This window comes from Halobacterium salinarum DSM 3754 (genome assembly GCF_008124605.1).
GTDB classification, from domain to species: Archaea; Halobacteriota; Halobacteria; order Halobacteriales; family Halobacteriaceae; genus Halobacterium; species Halobacterium salinarum.
Window position 1 is genome coordinate 19,315 of sequence record NZ_VRYN01000003.1, and the last position, 17,716, is coordinate 37,030.

Genomic DNA, 17,716 nt, shown 5'->3' on the forward strand with positions numbered 1-17,716 from the left:
CAGACAACCCAATCATGAGTTCGGAAGAACAAGAAGACGTGGACGAAGACATTCAGTACTTCGTCCGCATTGGCCAGACAGACCTCGACGGGACGAAGACCGTCGAGCGTGCTCTCGCGGAGCTCGGCGGCGTTGGTCGCCGAGTCGCGCGAATCGTCGCCGACGAAGCCGGCGTCGATCGAACCGCGACCATGGGCGGCCTCGAAGACGACGCCATCGAGAGCGTCACCGACGCCGTCGATAGCTTCACCGAGCACGCCCCGGCGTGGCTGGCGAACCGCCAGAACGACTTCTACACTGGCGAGAACCAGCACATCACGGGTACCGACGTGGAGCTCACCCGCGATCAGGACATCAACCGCATGCGGATGATCCGCTCGTATAAGGGCATCCGTCACGAGCGCGGACAGAAAGTCCGCGGTCAGCGCACGAAGTCCACCGGTCGTACCGAGGGCACCATCGGCGTCAACGTCGAGGCGATCAAGGAAGAACAGGCAGAAGACGACGCAGCCGACGGAGGTGAGGAGTAATGGCGCTGCCCGGCGAGAACACCAAGTTCTACGAGACACCGAATCACCCTTATCAGGGCGAGCGCATCGCCGAGGAATCCGATCTCCTCTCGCGCTACGGTCTGAAGAACAAAGAAGAGCTGTGGCGGGCACAGTCCGAGCTGCGCGACTACCGCCGCGAGGCGCGGCGACTCCTCGGACAGACCGGAACGGTCTCCGGCGAGGAGTTCGTCGCCCGCCTGCAGCGCATCGGCATCCTCTCCGAGGAGGAGCGCTTGGACGACGTGCTGTCGCTCGAAGTGACGGACGTCCTCGAGCGCCGCCTCCAGACGGTCGTCTACCGCGAGGGACTGGCGAACACGATGGGGCAGGCCCGTCAGTTCGTCTCCCACGGCCACGTGACCGTCGACGGCAGCCGCGTCACGGAGCCGTCGTACACGGTCCCGGTCAGCGAGGAGAACACCCTCGCGTTCGACGAAACGAGCGACCTCACCGACGAACTGCACCCGGCTCGCGCCGGTGCTCAGGAGTGATAACGTATGGCTGACGACACCAAATGGGGCATCGCGCACGTTCACGCCTCGTTCAACAACACCATCATGACCGTCACGGACCAGACGGGCGCCGAAACGCTCGCGAAGTCCAGTGGCGGCTCGGTGGTCAAGCAGAACCGGGACGAGGCGTCGCCGTACGCCGCGATGCAGATGGCAGAACAGCTCGCCGAGGAAGTACTCGATCAGGGCATCGAGAAGGTCCACGTCCGGGTCCGCGGTCCGGGCGGGAACCTCCAGCGAAGCCCGGGTCCGGGCGCGCAGGCAGCGATCCGCGCGCTCGCCCGCGCCGGCCTCGAAATCGGTCGCATCGAGGACGTCACGCCCATCCCCCACGACGGGACGCGACCGCCGAAGAACAGCGGGTACTAGATCATGAGTAGCCAGGACTTCGACGTCGAATTCGTCGACCGCGACGACCGGGAAGCCCGGTTTGTCGTTCGGAACATCACGCCCGCGTTCGCGAACGGCATTCGTCGCGCCATCCTCGTGGACGTGCCGACGTTGTCCATCGACACGGTGCGGTTCGTGGAGAACTCCAGTGTGATGTTCGACGAGCAACTCGGCCTGCGGCTCGGGCTCGTGCCACTGACGACACCCGAGGATTACGCGGCGGGCGAAGCGGTTACGCTCGCCCTCGACGTCGAGGGTCCGGGCACCGCGTACTCCGGCGACCTCGTGAGCAACGACCCCGAGGTCGAGGCGGCCGACGAAAACATCCCGATCATCGAGCTGAAAGACGACCAGCGCCTCGAGCTCGAGGCGGATGCCGTGATGGGGCATGGCCGCGACCACGCCAAACACCAGGGCGGGGTGGCGGTGGGCTACCGACACCTGCAGCGCGTACACGTGGTCGGTGACAGCCCAGAGTACGCGGACGACGACCCCCAGATGCTTCGAGGCGTCATCGAGGAGGACGACGAACTAGTGCCGACTGACGACTTCGACAACGACCTGACCACCCGGTATCCCGGCAAGGAGGTCGAAATCGAGGACGTCGACGGTGCGTTCGTGTTCCACGTCGAATCGGACGGCTCGATGCCCGTTGAAGAGCTGGTGCTGCGTGCGGTCGACACCCTGGTTGATCGCGCGGACGAACTCGAACAGGCAGTTCAACTGTAATCAATAATGCGTGTCTCCCCCCTCAACACCGTGCCGGCGTCCGTTCCTGCCCCGGGAGCGACGGGTCCGGCAATCGTAATCGGTAAGAAGGGGCGGGGGCTACAGAGAAGTGTAAGGTCGACGCGACCGAGCAGGGATAGCCAAGTTTGGCCAAAGGCGCAGCGTTCAGGGCGCTGTCCCGTAGGGGTTCGCAGGTTCAAATCCTGCTCCCTGCATTCGACTTCTCACCAGAATTTCCGAGAGTTAGGAGCATGAGCAAGACAAGCCCGAGACTCAGCAGTCTCATCGCCGAACTGAAATCCGTCGCCCGCGATTCGGGTGCGGATGTCTGGCATGACGTGGCCGACCGGCTGGAGAAGCCGCGATCCACGCACGCCGAGGTGAACCTGAGTCGTATCGAACGGTACGCAAGTGAAGACGAGACGGTCATCGTCCCCGGGAAGGTCCTGGGGTCCGGCGCGCTCCGAAAATCCGTCACCGTCGCTGCCGTGGATTTCTCCAGCAGCGCGGCGACGAAGATCGAGCACGCCGACGGTGAGGCCGTCCACTTGGAACAGGCAGTTGAACAGAACCCAGACGGAACCGATGTGCGGGTGATTCGATGAGTCTCGCAGAATTCGACGCCGACGTCGTCGTGGACGCGCGCGACTGCATCATGGGTCGCGTCGCGAGCAACGTCGCCGAGCGCGCGCTCGCCGGCGACCGGGTTGCCGTCGTGAACGCCGAGCAGGCGGTCATCACGGGAACGGAGGACGACGTGTTCTCCACGTACCGCACGCGCGCCAACCTGGGGTCCGACCGCGGACCGTACTACCCGAAGCGCCCCGACGGCATCTTCAAGCGTGCCATCCGCGGCATGCTGCCGTACAAGCAGGACGACGGTCGGGAGGCGCTCGACAGCGTCCGCGTGTACGTCGGGAACCCGATGGACGAGGACGGCGACGTGCTTGACGGCACGTCGCTGGACCGACTGTCAACAATCCGCTTCGTCACCCTCAGCGAAGTGTCCGAGGAACTGGGGGCGAACGTCACATGGTAACCAATACGTCAGGCAAGAAGAAGACGGCTGTCGCTCGCGCAACCGTGAGCGACGGAGAGGGTCGCGTGCGAATCAACTCCCAGCCCGTCGAACTCGTCGAGCCGGAGATGGCGCGCCTGAAGATGCTGGAGCCGTTCCGCATCTCGGGCAGCGACCTCCGCGGGGACGTCGACATCGACATCGACGTCGCCGGTGGCGGGTTCGCGGGGCAGGCGGACGCGGTGCGGACCGCCATCGCGCGCGGGCTCGTCGAGCATTACGGCGACGCCGAACTCCGTGACGCGTTCCGCGAGTTCGACCGCAGCCTCCTGGTGAACGACGTGCGCCAGCGCGAGTCCAAGAAGTGGGGCGGTCCCGGGGCTCGGGCGCGCTACCAGAAGTCCTACCGCTGAGGTGACCAGAGCATGATGGTACCAGTCCGGTGTTTCAGTTGCGGTACTGTCGTCGGCGAACACTGGGAAGCGTTCAAGGCGCGTGCCGAAACCCACGACGGCGACGAGGACCCGGCGGACGTGCTGGATGACCTCGGCGTCGACCGGCACTGCTGTCGCCGGATGCTGATCGCCCACCAGGACCTCGTCGACGTGGTCTCCCCATACCAGTAATAATGAGCGACTCACAGCATTTCAGCCGGTACGAGAAAGCCCGCATCATCGGGGCGCGAGCCCTGCAGGTGGCGTACGGCGCGCCCGTGCTGGTTGACACCGATCAGACGGAGCCGATCCTCATCGCGGCCGAGGAGTACGACGCGGACGCGCTTCCGTTCACTGTTCGGCGGGAGGGGACCTGAGATGACGCGCATCGAGGCTGTCCGATACCGTCCGATCCTGGATTCACGCGGGAACAAGACCGTCGAGGCGGAGGTGACCACCGACGACGGTGGGTTCGGTCGTGCGGCCGCGCCGTCGGGCGCAAGCACCGGCGAGCACGAGGCCGTCGAGCTTCCCGTCGGGGAGGCGATCGCGGCCGGCCGCGAGCGTATCGCGCCCCGATTGGAGGGGCGTGAGTTCGCGGGCGATCAGCGCGGCGTCGACGCGGCGCTGCACGCCGCCGACGACACCACTGACTTCTCGGCGGTCGGCGCGAACGTCGCCGTTGCGACCAGCATGGCTGCTGCGAAGGCAGCGGCGGACGTCCTCGGTGTGCACACCTACCAGCATTTGGGTGGGGCGCTTCGCGGCCGGAACTTCCCGGTTCCGTTGGGGAACGTCCTCGGCGGCGGCGCGCATGCCGCGGACGCGACCGCGATCCAGGAGTTCCTGGTCGCGGCGACCGGCGCGCCGAGCGTTCGGCAGGCCGTGTTCGCGAACGCGGCCGTCCATCAGCGCGTCAAAGACCGCCTGGACGACGACGGTGTGCCGGCGGCGAAAGGCGACGAGGGCGCGTGGGCGCCGTCGATCGACGACGCCACCGCCTTCGACGTGGTGGCAGGTGCCGCCGCGGAGGTCGCCGATGAGTTCGGGTTCGATGTCCGGTTGGGCCTTGATCTCGCGGCCGCCGAGCGATACGACGGAGACGAGTACGTGTTCGGTGACGACCGCCGGTCGACGGCGGCACAGATCGAATACGTCGCAGGACTGGTTTCCGAGTACGACCTCGCGTACGTCGAGGACCCCCTCGACGAGAACGACTTCGAGGCGTTCGCGGAGCTCACCGATCGCGTGGGCGACGAGACGCTCGTGTGTGGTGACGACCTGTTCGTGACGAACACCGAGCGCCTGCAGCGCGGCATCGACGCGGGGGCTGCCAACAGCATCCTCGTGAAGCCCAATCAGATCGGGACGCTGACCGACGCCGTCGACGCAATCGAGCTCGCCACGCGCAACGGGTACGACGCGGTCGTATCCCACCGCAGCGGCGAGACCGAGGACACGACCATCGCACACCTCGCCGTTGCAACCGACGCGCCGTTCATCAAGACCGGCGCGGTCGGCGGCGAGCGAACCGCCAAGCTAAACGAACTCATCCGCATCGCGGACGAAGCATGAGCGAGAACGAATCCGACACCGAGGCCGAACTCGAGGAGAACGCCCCCGACGAAGCGGCGGCAGACGCCGAGAGCACGGCCCAGACAGACGAACAGACCCCCGATACCGAGGCCGACGAGCCCGCGCCGGAGTCCACGGCGACCGAGGACGTGATGTCCGATGAGGAGGCCGACCTCCTGATCCCCGTCGAGGACTACCTGGGCGCTGGCGTTCACATCGGGACCCAGCAGAAGACCAACGACATGGACCGGTTCATCCACCGGGTCCGAACCGACGGCCTGTACGTCCTTGACGTGTCGCGGACCGACGACCGCGTTCGGACGGCGGCGGACTTCCTGGCGAACTACGACCCCGAGCAGATCCTGGTGACGTCGAGTCGCCAGTACGGGCGGTTCCCCGCGGAGAAGTTCGCGGAGGCCGTCGGTGCGCGCGCCCGCACCGGGCGCTTCATCCCGGGGACGCTGACGAACCCCGACTACGACGGCTACATCGAGCCGGACGTCCTCGTGGTCACCGACCCGATCGGTGACTCGCAGGCCGTCAAAGAAGCGATCACGGTCGGCATTCCCGTGATCGCGATGTGCGACTCCAACAACCAGACCGGGAACGTGGACCTGGTCGTGCCGACGAACAACAAGGGCCGCCGCGCGCTGTCCGTGGTGTACTGGCTGCTCGCCAACGAGACGCTCGATCGGCGCGGTGCGGAGCCGACCTACGGCCTCGACGACTTCGAGGACGGCCTGTAAGCGCGCTCACCCACGGGGTGACTTTTCTGCGAGCCGCGGTGGAGCTGTCAGTAGCGCAAGCGCTGGTTATCGGGAGATGACGCCGAGGTAGCCGTCGAACCCCTCGATCATGCGGACGCGGCGACCGAACCACTCGCGGCCGCCGTCGAGGGGATGGCGGTGGCGGGCGTCGTCGACGTCGGCGGTGAGGAAGACAGCGGCTGGAACCGGTCCGTAGGTGTCAACGCGGTCGGCAGCCCAGCCCGTGGTTGGTTCGGCGAGGATGACGTCCTGGCCGGGGAACGACACGAGTTCGCCGAAGTCGTCGTCGTAGTCGTGGTCCGGCGTGGGGAGGCGATAGAGTTGCGTGAAACAGTCGATGGCGTCGCTGAGATCCGGGACTGCGAGCACGATGCAGTCGACGCCGGAGATGGGCGCGCCGAAGTTCGTGGCGTCGGGAACGCGGTACTCGCGTGGGGTGCGGTCGGTGATGAGGAACGGGAGCAGGTGGTGGTCGCGGGGCCCCAGGGCGGCGGCGTCCCATTCGACGGTGACGCCGTCGGGGCGGTCGCGGAACCCGCGGCGCGGCCCGTGAACCTCGACGTCGTGGTCGATGGCGCGCTGACATTCGCCGTGGACGCTGCCGGTTTCGACACACCAGCCGCTGGGGCCGGCGATCGGGTCGGCGTTGGCGAAGAACTCGCGCCACCAGCCGGGGTCCTCGCGGGCCGGGGCGACGAGTTGGAGATACGAGCCGTCCGGGAAGACCAGCATCGACATCTCCGTGCCCACGCCGGGGTGTTCGCCGCCGTATTCGGGATCGAAGCCCGCAGTTTCGAACCGCTCGACGAGCACATCCAGCGACGCACCCGCGAACGGGACGTGGTCGATGACCGGACGCATGTCCCCGCGTAGACGGTAAGCAGTCATAAGCCTGCGGCTAACCGCCCCACGTCGGGGTGGTCGCTCGGCGGCGTTCCGGAAGCCCTGTAATCACCCGGTGCACACGCAGGGTATGACCACGACTTCGAGTGCGCCGGGGAAGGTCTACCTGTTCGGCGAGCACGCCGTCGTGTACGGGGAGCCGGCGGTTCCGTGCGCGATCGAGCGCCGCGCACACGTGACGGTCTCCGAGCGCGAGGACAGCCGCCTTCGGGTGTGTTCGGGCGATCTGTCCATCGACGGGTTCACCGTGGAGTACAGCGGCGACCGCGACGCCGGCGGCACGCCGGACGTGGACGTGCCCGCGCCGATCGTTGACGCGGCGATGGGGTACGTCGACGCCGCCGTCGAGCAGGCGCGGGCGGCCGCGGACGCGCCGACGGCCGGCTTCGACGTGACCATCGACAGCGAGATCCCCCTGGGGGCGGGGCTCGGGTCGTCGGCCGCAGTGGTCGTGGCCGGGATCGACGCGGCAACCCGAGAGCTCGGCGTGGAACTGGACGCCCGCGAGGTCGCCGACCGGGCGTACCAGGTCGAGCACACCGTCCAGGACGGCGAGGCGTCGCGCGCGGACACCTTCTGTTCGGCGATGGGCGGGGTAGTGCGCGTGTCCGGCGACGACTGCACCACGCTTGACGCGCCGGCGTTGCCGTTCGTGATCGGCTACGACGGCACCAGCCACGACACGGGCGAACTCGTGGCGGGGGTGCGCGCGCTCCGCGAGGAGTTCGGGTTCGTCGCGGACACGGTCACCGCGATCGGCGACCTCGTGCGCCGTGGGGAGGCGGCGCTGGCGGACGGCGACGTGGCGACACTGGGGCGGTTGATGGACATCAACCACGGGCTGCTGTCCGGACTCGGCGTCTCCGGTCGCACACTGGATGCGATGGTGTGGGCGGCCAGGGACGGCGGCGCCGACGGGGCGAAGCTCACGGGCGCCGGCGGCGGCGGGTCGATCGTTGCCCTCGACGCGGGCAGCGGTGCTGAAACGGCGCTGTCGCTGACGCCGGACTGCGAGGCGGCGTTTCGCGCGGACCTCGCGCGGGAGGGCGTGCGCGTCGAATGACCGTCGTTGTCAAGCTCGGTGGGAGCGTGATCACGGAGAAAGACCAGCCCGAGACGGTCGCCGACGACCGGCTTGCGGGGCTTGCGGGCGCGCTCGCGGACGGCGACATCGACGACCTCGTGGTGGTGCACGGTGCGGGCAGCTTCGGGCATCCGCGCGCGGCCGCACACGACGTGTCGGCCACCGATGGCGTCCAGGATGCGGCCGCGATCCGCGACATTGCGGGGACGATGGAGGCGCTGAACACGGCGGTCGTCGGGGCGCTGGCGGACGCCGGCGTGGCAGCCGTTCCCGTGCACCCGGCGTCAGTCGCGCACCGGACCGCTGACGGCGCGCTGGAGTTTCCGACGGGGGCGATCGAGACGCTCCTGGACGACGGGTTCGTGCCGGTGTTGCACGGGGACATCATCCCGCACGCCGGCGCGGGCGCGACCATCCTCAGCGGGGACGAGATCGTGACCCATCTCGCGCGGGCGGTCGACGCCGACCGCGTCGGACTGTGCTCGACGGTGCCCGGCGTCCTCGACGACGACGGCACGGTTATCCCGTCGATCACGGCGTTCAGCGATGCGGCCGGCGCGCTCGGAGGCAGCGACGCCACCGACGTGACGGGCGGCATGGCGGGGAAGGTGCGGGCGCTGCTCGCGTTGGGGTCGCCGGCGTACGTCTTCGGGCCGGCGGGCATGGAGGCGTTCGTTGCCGGCGACGACGTGGGAACGCGGATCAACGGCTAGGCGGCAGACACAAGCGTTCCACGGGCGGTAACGCCGTCTCCTGGGGTCGGCGGACAATCCCCGTTGTTTTTAACAGCGTGGAGCGTAACCCGCCACAAGCAAGACGTCGCGGGCGGGCATGCTGTGGCAGCCGACGGCTGCAAGACGCCGCGGGTGGACGCAGCCAGTGCGCGACTGTTTCGAGACACGCGAAACGCGGGTTTCAGTGCTTCAGAACCATGGAAATCGAAATTGCAACAATCGGCGGCTACGAGGAAGTCGGGCGGCAGATGACTGCCGTGCGCGCGGGCGACGACATCGTGATCTTCGACATGGGCCTCAACCTCTCGAAGGTCCTGGTTCACGACAACGTCGAGACAGAGAAGATGCACAGCCTCGACCTGATCGACATGGGCGCGATCCCGGACGACCGCGTCATGTCCGACCTCGAAGGCGACGTGAAAGCGATCGTGCCGACACACGGCCACCTCGACCACATCGGGGCGATCTCGAAGCTCGCACACCGCTACGACGCGCCCATCGTGGGCAGCCCGTTCACGATCGAGCTCGTGAAAGGCGAGATCGAGAGCGAGCAGAAGTTCGGCGTCGAGAACGACCTCGTGAAGATGGAGGCCGGCGGCACGATGGAGATCGGCGACCGCTGCGAGCTCGAGTTCGTGCACGTCACACACTCCATCATCGACGCGATCAACCCCGTGCTCCACACGCCGGAAGGTGCAGTCGTCTACGGCCTGGACAAGCGCATGGACCACGATCCGGTCCTGGAGGACCCGATCGACATGGAGCGGTTCCGCGAGATCGGCCGCGAGGGCGAGGGCGTCCTCTGTTACATCGAGGACTGCACGAACGCCGGCAAGAAGGGGCGGACGCCATCCGAGAGCACGGCCCGTCGCCACCTCAAAGACGTACTGACAAGCGTCGCGGACTACGACGGCGGGATCGTCGCCACGACGTTCTCCAGTCACATCTCGCGGGTGTCCTCGCTGGTGGAGTTCGCGAAGGAGATCGGCCGCGAGCCGATCCTGCTGGGGCGCTCGATGGAGCGGTACTCGGGCACCGCCGAGCGCATGGGCCGCGTGAACTTCCCCGACGACCTCGGGATGTTCGGCCACCGGAAGTCCGTTGATCGCGCGTTCAAGCGCGTCATGAACGAGGGCAAGGAGAACTTCCTCCCGATCGTCACCGGCCACCAGGGCGAGCCACAGGCGATGCTGACTCGCATGGGGCGCGGCGAGACGCCGTACGACATTGAGGACGGTGACAAGATCATCTTCTCGGCGAGCGTCATCCCCGAGCCGACGAACAAGGGCCAGCGCTACCAAAGCGAGCAGCTGCTGCGCATGCAGGGCGCGCGCATCTACGACGACATCCACGTCTCGGGCCACCTCCGCGAGGAGGGGCACTACCAGATGCTGGACGCGTTGCAGCCCCAGCACCTGATCCCGGCCCACCAGGACATGAAGGGGATGGCACCGTACGCGAAGCTCGCGAAGAGTCAGGGGTACAAGATCGGCCGCGACCTGCACATGACAGAGAACGGCAACACCATCCAGCTCGTCGAGTAATGTCCCAGGAAGCGCGCGAACGGGCAGTGCTCGCGGCGGTCCGTGAGCGCCGCCAGCAGGTCAACGACGCGATCGACGACGACCTCCCGGTTGCGGAGCCCGAGCGCCTCTACGAGGCGTCCCGGTATATCCTCGAAGCCGGCGGGAAGCGGCTGCGGCCGGCGGTCCTGTTGTTGACCGCGGAGGCGCTCGCCGACACGAGCGACACGCCCCCCTACCGGGAGTTCCCGGACTGCATCGGCGGCCACGTCGACGTGATGTCGGCGGCGGTCTCGATCGAGGTGATCCAGTCGTTCACGCTCATCCACGACGACATCATGGACGACGACGACCTGCGCCGAGGGTCGCCGGCTGTCCACCGTGAGTACGACACCGAGACCGCGATTCTCGCCGGGGACACGCTGTACTCGAAGGCGTTCGAGATCATGCTGGAGACCGGCGCACCGCCCGAGCGTGGGCTTCGCGCGATGCGGACGCTGGCGGAGACGTGCACCCACATCTGTGAGGGGCAGGCGATGGACATCGACTTCGAGACTCGGGGTGACGTGGTCACCGATGAGTACTTGGAAATGGTGGAGCTGAAGACCGCCGTCCTGTACGCGGCCGCCGCGACCCTGCCGGGGTTGTTGCTCTCCGCCGACGAGGAGACGGTTGAGGCGCTGTACAACTACGGGCTGCGCGTCGGGCAGGCCTTCCAGATTCAGGACGACGTGTTGGACCTCACGGTGCCGTCGGCGGAACTCGGCAAGCAACGCGGGTCCGACCTGGTTGAGGACAAGACGACGATCATCACGCTGCACGCCGCCGAGCACGGCGTCGACGTCGATGGGCTGCTCGACGCCGAGGACCCGGCGGATGTCACCGAGGCGGCGGTGCAAGCGGCCGTCCAAGCGCTCCAGGACGCCGGGAGCATCCAGTACGCGAGCGATCTGGCCGAGGACCTCGTCGAAGAGGGGAAAGCCCACCTCGAGGTGCTCCCCGAGAACGAGGCCCGCCACCGGCTGGAGCAGATCGCGGACTACCTCATCGAGCGCGGGTACTAGACCATCCGTCGCAGGGTCGCCGCGGGCAGCGGTGGCCGACCCGCAGCAGTTATTACGCTATCGAGAGCAGCGGCGCACATGATGAACGACTTCAATGAATTCCTGAAGCAACGGCCCTACTTCGGTGGGGTCGTCTTCGTCGGCATGGTTCTGGGCGCGGCGCTAGCGTGGGCGGTGCTCCAGCAGCCGGCCGAGTCAGTGCTGGACGCCGTCAGTGACCCCGGTCTCTGGGTCGTACTTCCGGTGCTCGCGCCGCTACTGTACGTGGCGTACGTCGCGACGGCGAGACAGAACCAGTAGCCGGCACCGGTAAGTGTGGGCGGTACCGCCGGGAAACACCGCCTCGTGTCGACACCGCGGTTTCGATGCAGGCGAATCCAGCGGGATTTTCACCCCGCAGCGTGGAGTCGGTGGTATGGACGACGAACTCCGCGAGCGGGTCCGCCGGGCGGCAGAGCGGGCCGCGCTGTTCAACGCGCTGAAACACGGCAGCGACGCACAGGTCGGAGCCATCATGGGACCGATGATGGGCGAGCACCCCGATTTCAGAGCGCACGGCGACGAGATTCCCGGCGTCATCGCGCCCGTCATCGAGGACGTCAACGGGATGAGCGACGACGAGCAGCGCGCGCGCCTCGCGGAACTTGCCCCCGAGGACGTCGAGGAGTTGGACAGCGAAGACGAGGGCGACGACCACGCACTGCCGGCCCTGCCGAACGCCGAGGCGTACGACGAGGTGCGGATGCGGTGTGCGCCGAACCCCAACGGCCCGTGGCACGTCGGCCACGCCCGGATGCCGTCGGTCATCGGGACGTACAAGCAGCGATACGACGGCTCGTTCGTCGTTCGGTTCGACGACACGGACCCCGAGACGAAGCGCCCGGACCTCGACGCGTACGACCAGATCCTCGAGGACCTTTCGTATCTCGGGTTCGAGGCCGACGAGGTGCTGACGGCCAGCGACCGCGTGGAGACGTACTACGAGCACGCCCGCCGGCTCATCGGCATGGGCGGCGCGTACACGTGTAGCTGCCCGGGCGCGGAGTTCTCCGATCTGAAAAACAGCGGTGAGGCGTGTCCCCACCGGGACAAAGACCCCGAAACCGTCGCCGACGAGTTCGAGGCGATGGTCGACGGCGAGTACAACTCCGGGGAGATGGTGTTGCGCGTGAAAACCGACATCACGCACAAGAACCCCGCGCTCCGGGACTGGGTTGCGTTCCGCATGGTCGACACCCCCCATCCCCGGGACGCGGCCAGCGGGTACCGCTGCTGGCCGATGCTGGACTTCCAGTCGGGCGTTGACGACCACCGCACGGGCGTCACGCACATCATTCGCGGCATCGACCTCCAGGACTCCGCGAAGCGCCAGCGGTTCCTCTACGAGTATTTCGGCTGGGAGTACCCCGAGGTCGTGCACTGGGGGCACGTGCAGTTGGACGCCTACGACGTGGCGATGTCCACATCGACGATCAAAGAGCGCATCGCCGCGGGCGAGCTTGAGGGGTGGGATGACCCGCGCGCGCCGACCATGCAGAGCATCCGCCGCCGGGGCATCCGCGGGGCGGCCGTCGTGGACGCGATGGTGGAGTTGGGCACGTCGTCGTCGGACGTCGAGTTGGCGATGTCGGCGGTGTACGCGAACAACCGTGACCTCGTGGACGACACGGCCCCCCGGCAGTTCCTGGTTCGTGACGGCTTCGAGGCGCGTGGCGAGGGACCCGAGGAGTCACACGAGGCTGTCGAGGTCTCGGTCGACGACGGCCCGGACGAGGCGACACCACAGGTCCACCCCGAGCACCCCGACCGGGGTGACCGCGAGATCCCCGTCGGGGAGCGCGTGCTCGTGGAGGCCACCGATCTGCCCGCGGCCGGCGACCGCGTCTGGCTGAAGGGCTACGGGCCGGTGCGATACGACGGCGAGCGCTTCGCGTTCCTCGACGCCGACATCGACATCGTGCGCGAGGAGGGCGTCGACGTGGTGCAGTGGGTGCCCGCCGAGCACAACGTCGACGTCCGGCTGCGGACCATGGACGGCGACGTGACGGGGTACGCCGAGCCCGGGTTCGCGGATCGAGACGCCGACGAGATCGTGCAGTTCGTGCGCGTCGGGTTCGCGCGCGTCGACGCCCACCGCGACGGCGGGGCGTCGGTCGCGTACTTCACGCATCCCTGACCGTCCGCGGCTGTCAGGCGAACTGCACCCACGCGACGGCGACCAGCACGACCACCGTCAACACCACCTGCATGGCGGCCGACCCGATGACACCGACGGTCGCGTAGCCGGCGCGCCGCGCGCTCGCCGCGATGTCCATGCTGTCCCGGACGTCGACGACGAACACGACGCCGGCCACGCCGGCTAGCAGCCCCACCGGCCCGGAGACGAGCATCGCGGCGAATCCGACGCCGCCCGCCAACACCGCGGTCCGGGTGTCGACGCCGCTGGCGCGCGCGCCGATGACGCCCGCCAGCCAGTCAACGAGCATCGCAAGCGTCGCCAGGCCGGCGAGGGCACCCACCACGAGCACACTCGGTCGCCCGGTCTGCGTCCAGTACAGTCCCACCCCGACGAGCGACAGCAGCCCGCTGGGGAGCAGCGGCACCAGGCTGCCGGCGACTCCGAGCACGAGCGCGGCGAACGCTGCGGCGACGAGCGCGTCCATACGCCCGTGGGGGCGGCTGTCGGCTTCAGTCTTCGGTGAACCGCGCGACTTCCGCGCGGGCGGCCGCGGTGCCGTGGGCCGCCACGAGCGCTTGGAGCGCGTCGCCCAGCGCGCGCATCGCCTGGCTCGCGGAGTGATAGCCGAGGTCGTCGGCGAGGCCGTCCCACGGCCGGGCTTGCAGGAGCGCGCCGACGAGGAGGCGCTGCTCGTCGGGCGAAAGCAGGTCGGCGTCGCCGGCGACGAGGTGGTGGACTGCGAGCCGGCGGAACGGCCGGGGGTCGACGCTGTACATCCCGGGACCGTGGGCGGCACCGGCGACGGTGCGCCAGTCGCGCTCGCTGAGGGCGAGGCTAGGGGTGGTGGCACAGGCCCGCAGCGCGCCGCGGGCAACGTCCGCGTCGAGGTCGCGAAGCGCGTCCGAGAGCACGCCGCCGATGCGGTCGGCGAACCAGCCGGCGTGGCGGTCGTGGAGCGCGCGGCCGGCGTCGGAGAGCGCGTCGAGCATGATCGCGGAGTACTCGCCGCTGGTGTCGTTGCGCGTCGTGGAGAGGTGGACCGTGCTGTAGCCGTTGGCCGCCCAGAACGACAGCAACGCCGGCGTCGCGCCGTAGCCGACGCCGAGCCAGTCGGCGTGGCCGTCGAACTCCGCCCGGAGTTCGCCAAGCAGCCGCGATCCGAGACCCCGGGAGCGCACTGCGGGGTGGGTTGCGATGCGCAGCACGCGGTAGCCGACCGTGGTGGCGGCCGCTTCGTCGCGGAGTTGGCTGGTGAGCACGTCCGGGATCATGTTTCCCTTCACGCGCTGCCCGTCGTACATGGCGGCCCGGCGGTCGTCGGCGAGGCCGCCCTCGCGGGCGAGCAGCGCCACCGACGCGACGTGCCCGTCCGCGACCAGCGCGCGCATCGTGAGGTTCGGGGCGTCCAGCAGGCGCGCCAGGTCGTTGGGTTCGGTCCGGTAGTGCGCGGAGACGAGCAGCCCGAAGGCCTCCCGGAGCAGGTGCTCGTCGGCAGCGAGGTCGGCCCCCGAGAGCGCGACGTACGCGGCGGTGTCGGGCGTGGCGTCCGCGACCAGTGGCTCGACAGCGGGCCGCGCGCCGAGCAGGAGCGCGCGGAACGCCCACGGTTCGATGGGGTCAGTGCCGGCGTACCGGATGGGGTCGGTCAGCGACGTTTCGTGGACCGTCTGCGTGGCGTCCGCGAGGCGGTCCCGGAACCGCACGTCGAAGCCGCGGCCCGCACCCTCGTAGCCGTGGACGGTGGTGGTGAACGCCAGCCGCTGGCAGTCCAGCAGCGATTCCAGCAGGCGCACGGGGATGGCGGCGGCCTCGTCGGCGAAGACGGCGTCCGGGTCGCCCGGGAGGTCGGCGGCCGCCGGCGGCTTCGAGAACCGGATGCGGCCGCCGGCGGCGGTTTCGACGGTGTCGCCGTCGCTGGCGAGCGCGCCGAGGTCGGCAAGCAGCGCGCCGGCGCGAGCGAACAGCTCGGTGGTGTTCCGGCGGCGGGGCGCTGTCACGAGCACGTCGTGGCCCTCGGCGGCGAGACACGCCGCAGCGAGGCCGGCCACGCTCGATTTGCCGCGGCCGCGGTCGGCGTCCGCGACGACGGCGTGGCCGGGGTCGCGGAGCGCGGCGAACGACGCGAGTGCGGCGGCCTGGTCGGGGGTCACGCAGGCGTCGATGGCGGCCGCCGGAACGTCCGCCGTCGGTTGTGGGTCCGGGTCGGGGTCCGGGAGCCGGGGGGCGGGCCGAGTGCGGCCGTCGTCGCTGAGGGTGTCGGTGTCCACGTCGTAGATCGCGATCCCGGGGTGTGCGCGCATCGTGTCGGCGAGCCGGCGGCGGAACCGGCCGGTGACGTCGGCGGCGTCGAACGGCGGGACGGCCAATCCCGCGGCGAACGCGCCGTCGCGGGTCGGCCACTCGGCCAGCGGGGGCGCGAGCACAACCAGCAGGCCGCCGCCGTCGACAGCACCGACGACGCGCCCGAGCGCGTTCGGCCGGCAGTCCTCGTGGAGATCGACGACGACGGCGCGCTGGGTGGTGCCAAGCAGGCGGTCGGCGTTCCGCGTGGGCACGTGCTCGCAGGCGAGCGCGTCCTGGGTGGCGACGAGCGTGGTTTCGGACAGCGGGATGGGGAGGCCGTCGAGGAGCGTGTCGGCGGTCCGAACGCCCGCGGCACGGTCGCCGGCGAGCACGAGCATGCGGCGTTCGTTGGCACGCTCGGCTTCCGCCAGCAGGGCGCGCGCGGACGAGAGGTGCATGCGCCGGCGGTTGGGCGACCACGCCAAAGGGCGTTTCGTCCGCGGCTGTGCAGCCGTGGCACGGCCGCCCGGCATTGAAAGCGCTTTTACGGGCGGGCGACCCACTGTTGGGATACAGCCTGCGGGGGTCGATGATGCTTGCGGCCGCAAGGTCTTTACTCGGCCAAGAGCGCAAGCCCGTCCGCGGGATAGGTGAACACAAATGCCAGTATACGTAGACTACGACGTTCCAGCAGACCTCCAGGAGCGAGCCCTCGAATCCCTTGAGGTCGCTCGCGACACCGGCAGCGTGAAGAAAGGTACCAACGAGACGACGAAAGCGATCGAGCGCGGCAACGCCGACATCGTGTTCGTCGCCGAGGACGTCTCCCCCGAGGAGATCGTCATGCACCTCCCGGAGCTCGCCGCAGAGAAAGGCATCGAGGTCGTCTTCGTGGAGACACAGGACGAACTCGGGAACGCCGCCGGCCTCGAAGTTGGCTCCGCGGCCGCCGCCGTCGTCGCCGCCGGCGACGCCGAAGACGAAATCGAGGACATCTCGACGAAAGTCGAGGACCTCCAATAACCAGCCATGAGCGCAGAGGAATCCGAAGAGGGCGCCACGCCCGCCGAGGTCATCGAGGTCGTCGGAAAGACCGGGATGCACGGCGAGGCGATGCAGGTGAAGTGTCGCATCCAGGAGGGTGGCAACCAGGGCCGCATCATCACGCGGAACGTCCTGGGCCCCGTCCGAGTTGGTGACGTCATCCAGCTCAAGGAAACGGCCCGCGAAGCGGACTCCATCGGTGGTCAGTAATGGTCCAGACTCGAAGCTGTGACTACTGTGGCGACGACATCGAACCCGGGACGGGAACGATGTTCGTCCACAACGACGGTAGCACCGTGCACTTCTGTTCGGCGAAGTGCGAGAAGAACGCCGACCTCGGCCGGGAGCCACGCGACGTCGAGTGGACCGACGAGGAGGAAGTCGAGGAGACGCAATGACCGATCACGACGAGCGCACGTTCGTGATGGTCAAGCCCGACGGCGTCCAGCGCGGGCTCATCGGCGACATCGTCACCCGACTGGAAACGAAGGGGCTGAAGATGGTGGGCGGGAAGTTCATGCGGATCGACGAGGAGCTCGCCCACGAGCATTACGCCGAGCACGAGGACAAGCCGTTCTTCGACGGCCTGGTGTCGTTCATCACGTCCGGGCCCGTGTTCGCGATGGTGTGGGAGGGCGCTGACGCCACCCGCCAGGTCCGCCAGCTGATGGGAGCCACGGACGCCCAGGACGCCGCGCCGGGCACGATCCGCGGCGACTACGGCAACGACCTCGGGCACAACCTCATCCACGGCAGCGACCACGAGGACGAGGGCGCAAACGAGCGCGAGATCGCGTTGTTCTTCGACGACGACGAGCTCGTGGACTGGGACCGCGATGCGTCGGCGTGGGTCTACGAGGACCTCGCAGACCACGACTGACGCGGCGCTGGTCCGGCGTTTTCTTGCTGAGTGCTCAGGCGCGCGC

The 17,716-nt window shown here is 68.5% G+C and carries 24 protein-coding genes and 1 tRNA gene; 22 read left to right on the forward strand and 3 right to left on the reverse strand.

Annotated elements, in window-relative coordinates:
• Positions 1-14 precede the first annotated feature (14 nt).
• From APQ99_RS08085 to rpsB, 12 genes are all read left to right on the forward strand, one after another.
• Complete coding sequence (locus tag APQ99_RS08085; protein WP_010902812.1) at positions 15-530, forward strand: 30S ribosomal protein S13; 516 nt, start codon at positions 15-17, stop codon at positions 528-530.
• The gene (locus APQ99_RS08090; protein WP_010902813.1) at positions 530-1,042 is read left to right on the forward strand and encodes a 30S ribosomal protein S4; all 513 of its coding nucleotides are present in this window, start codon (positions 530-532) and stop codon (positions 1,040-1,042) included. Before APQ99_RS08085 ends, APQ99_RS08090 begins: the two co-directional genes overlap by 1 nt.
• Positions 1,043-1,048: 6 nt before the next feature.
• A complete protein-coding gene (locus APQ99_RS08095; RefSeq protein ID WP_010902814.1) occupies positions 1,049-1,432 on the forward strand; it encodes a 30S ribosomal protein S11 in 384 nt (127 codons plus the stop codon).
• 3 nt (positions 1,433-1,435) lie between these two features.
• Entirely contained in the window at positions 1,436-2,182 is a 747-nt protein-coding gene (locus APQ99_RS08100; protein WP_010902815.1) for a DNA-directed RNA polymerase subunit D, read from the forward strand.
• Between the two features lie 130 nt (positions 2,183-2,312).
• Positions 2,313-2,397: transfer RNA gene (locus APQ99_RS08105), tRNA-Leu, on the forward strand.
• A gap of 36 nt (positions 2,398-2,433) precedes the next feature.
• Positions 2,434-2,787 carry a 50S ribosomal protein L18e gene (locus tag APQ99_RS08110; protein WP_010902816.1) on the forward strand — a complete coding sequence of 118 codons (354 nt, stop codon included), beginning with the start codon at positions 2,434-2,436 and terminating at the stop codon, positions 2,785-2,787.
• Entirely contained in the window at positions 2,784-3,221 is a 438-nt protein-coding gene (locus APQ99_RS08115; RefSeq protein ID WP_010902817.1) for a 50S ribosomal protein L13, read from the forward strand. Before APQ99_RS08110 ends, APQ99_RS08115 begins: the two co-directional genes overlap by 4 nt.
• Positions 3,215-3,613: a 30S ribosomal protein S9 gene (locus APQ99_RS08120; protein ID WP_010902818.1), complete on the forward strand. Its 399-nt coding sequence runs from the start codon at positions 3,215-3,217 to the stop codon at positions 3,611-3,613. Before APQ99_RS08115 ends, APQ99_RS08120 begins: the two co-directional genes overlap by 7 nt.
• Positions 3,614-3,625: 12 nt before the next feature.
• Positions 3,626-3,826, forward strand: a complete 201-nt coding sequence (locus tag APQ99_RS08125; protein ID WP_010902819.1) for a DNA-directed RNA polymerase subunit N — start codon at positions 3,626-3,628, stop codon at positions 3,824-3,826.
• 2 nt (positions 3,827-3,828) lie between these two features.
• A complete protein-coding gene (locus APQ99_RS08130; RefSeq protein ID WP_010902820.1) occupies positions 3,829-4,011 on the forward strand; it encodes a DNA-directed RNA polymerase subunit K in 183 nt (60 codons plus the stop codon).
• A gap of 1 nt (position 4,012) precedes the next feature.
• Positions 4,013-5,209 (forward strand): phosphopyruvate hydratase, encoded by a 1,197-nt coding sequence (gene eno, locus APQ99_RS08135; RefSeq protein ID WP_010902821.1) that lies wholly within the window; start codon positions 4,013-4,015, stop codon positions 5,207-5,209.
• On the forward strand, positions 5,206-5,955 hold the full coding sequence (rpsB, locus tag APQ99_RS08140) for a 30S ribosomal protein S2 (protein WP_010902822.1): 750 nt from the start codon (positions 5,206-5,208) through the stop codon (positions 5,953-5,955). Before eno ends, rpsB begins: the two co-directional genes overlap by 4 nt.
• 66 nt (positions 5,956-6,021) lie before the next feature.
• Here rpsB and APQ99_RS08145 read toward each other — a convergent pair whose 3' ends face one another.
• On the reverse strand, positions 6,022-6,837 hold the full coding sequence (locus APQ99_RS08145; protein WP_227970933.1) for a VOC family protein: 816 nt from the start codon (positions 6,835-6,837) through the stop codon (positions 6,022-6,024).
• A gap of 112 nt (positions 6,838-6,949) precedes the next feature.
• Between APQ99_RS08145 and mvk the strand changes: the two genes are divergently transcribed.
• The 6 genes from mvk (at position 6,950) to APQ99_RS08175 (ending at position 13,460) form a co-directional block, all read left to right on the forward strand.
• Positions 6,950-7,942, forward strand: a complete 993-nt coding sequence (gene mvk, locus APQ99_RS08150; RefSeq protein ID WP_010902824.1) for a mevalonate kinase — start codon at positions 6,950-6,952, stop codon at positions 7,940-7,942.
• Entirely contained in the window at positions 7,939-8,676 is a 738-nt protein-coding gene (locus tag APQ99_RS08155) for an isopentenyl phosphate kinase (protein WP_136361402.1), read from the forward strand. Before mvk ends, APQ99_RS08155 begins: the two co-directional genes overlap by 4 nt.
• Positions 8,677-8,894: 218 nt before the next feature.
• A complete protein-coding gene (locus APQ99_RS08160; RefSeq protein ID WP_010902826.1) occupies positions 8,895-10,241 on the forward strand; it encodes a ribonuclease J in 1,347 nt (448 codons plus the stop codon).
• Complete coding sequence (gene idsA3 / locus APQ99_RS08165; protein WP_010902827.1) at positions 10,241-11,284, forward strand: geranylfarnesyl diphosphate synthase; 1,044 nt, start codon at positions 10,241-10,243, stop codon at positions 11,282-11,284. Before APQ99_RS08160 ends, idsA3 begins: the two co-directional genes overlap by 1 nt.
• Before the next feature lie 78 nt (positions 11,285-11,362).
• Positions 11,363-11,584: a hypothetical protein gene (locus APQ99_RS08170; RefSeq protein WP_136361403.1), complete on the forward strand. Its 222-nt coding sequence runs from the start codon at positions 11,363-11,365 to the stop codon at positions 11,582-11,584.
• Positions 11,585-11,699: 115 nt separating this feature from the next.
• The gene (locus tag APQ99_RS08175) at positions 11,700-13,460 is read left to right on the forward strand and encodes a glutamate--tRNA ligase (protein WP_136361404.1); all 1,761 of its coding nucleotides are present in this window, start codon (positions 11,700-11,702) and stop codon (positions 13,458-13,460) included.
• 13 nt (positions 13,461-13,473) lie between these two features.
• Here APQ99_RS08175 and APQ99_RS08180 read toward each other — a convergent pair whose 3' ends face one another.
• On the reverse strand, positions 13,474-13,947 hold the full coding sequence (locus APQ99_RS08180) for a DUF456 domain-containing protein (protein WP_010902830.1): 474 nt from the start codon (positions 13,945-13,947) through the stop codon (positions 13,474-13,476).
• Between the two features lie 25 nt (positions 13,948-13,972).
• On the reverse strand, positions 13,973-16,204 hold the full coding sequence (tmcA, locus tag APQ99_RS08185) for a tRNA(Met) cytidine acetyltransferase TmcA (protein ID WP_148889170.1): 2,232 nt from the start codon (positions 16,202-16,204) through the stop codon (positions 13,973-13,975).
• A gap of 202 nt (positions 16,205-16,406) precedes the next feature.
• Here tmcA and rpl7ae point away from each other — a divergent pair, with 202 nt between their 5' ends.
• From rpl7ae to ndk, 4 genes are read left to right on the forward strand one after another with little or no spacing between them, the layout of a single operon-like run.
• On the forward strand, positions 16,407-16,769 hold the full coding sequence (gene rpl7ae, locus APQ99_RS08190; RefSeq protein ID WP_010902832.1) for a 50S ribosomal protein L7Ae: 363 nt from the start codon (positions 16,407-16,409) through the stop codon (positions 16,767-16,769).
• A 6-nt stretch (positions 16,770-16,775) separates the two neighbouring features.
• The gene (locus tag APQ99_RS08195) at positions 16,776-17,000 is read left to right on the forward strand and encodes a 30S ribosomal protein S28e (RefSeq protein WP_010902833.1); all 225 of its coding nucleotides are present in this window, start codon (positions 16,776-16,778) and stop codon (positions 16,998-17,000) included.
• Positions 17,000-17,188 (forward strand): 50S ribosomal protein L24e, encoded by a 189-nt coding sequence (locus APQ99_RS08200; RefSeq protein ID WP_010902834.1) that lies wholly within the window; start codon positions 17,000-17,002, stop codon positions 17,186-17,188. Before APQ99_RS08195 ends, APQ99_RS08200 begins: the two co-directional genes overlap by 1 nt.
• Complete coding sequence (gene ndk / locus APQ99_RS08205) at positions 17,185-17,670, forward strand: nucleoside-diphosphate kinase (protein ID WP_010902835.1); 486 nt, start codon at positions 17,185-17,187, stop codon at positions 17,668-17,670. The genes APQ99_RS08200 and ndk overlap by 4 nt, the downstream gene beginning before the upstream one ends.
• Positions 17,671-17,716: the final 46 nt, after the last annotated feature.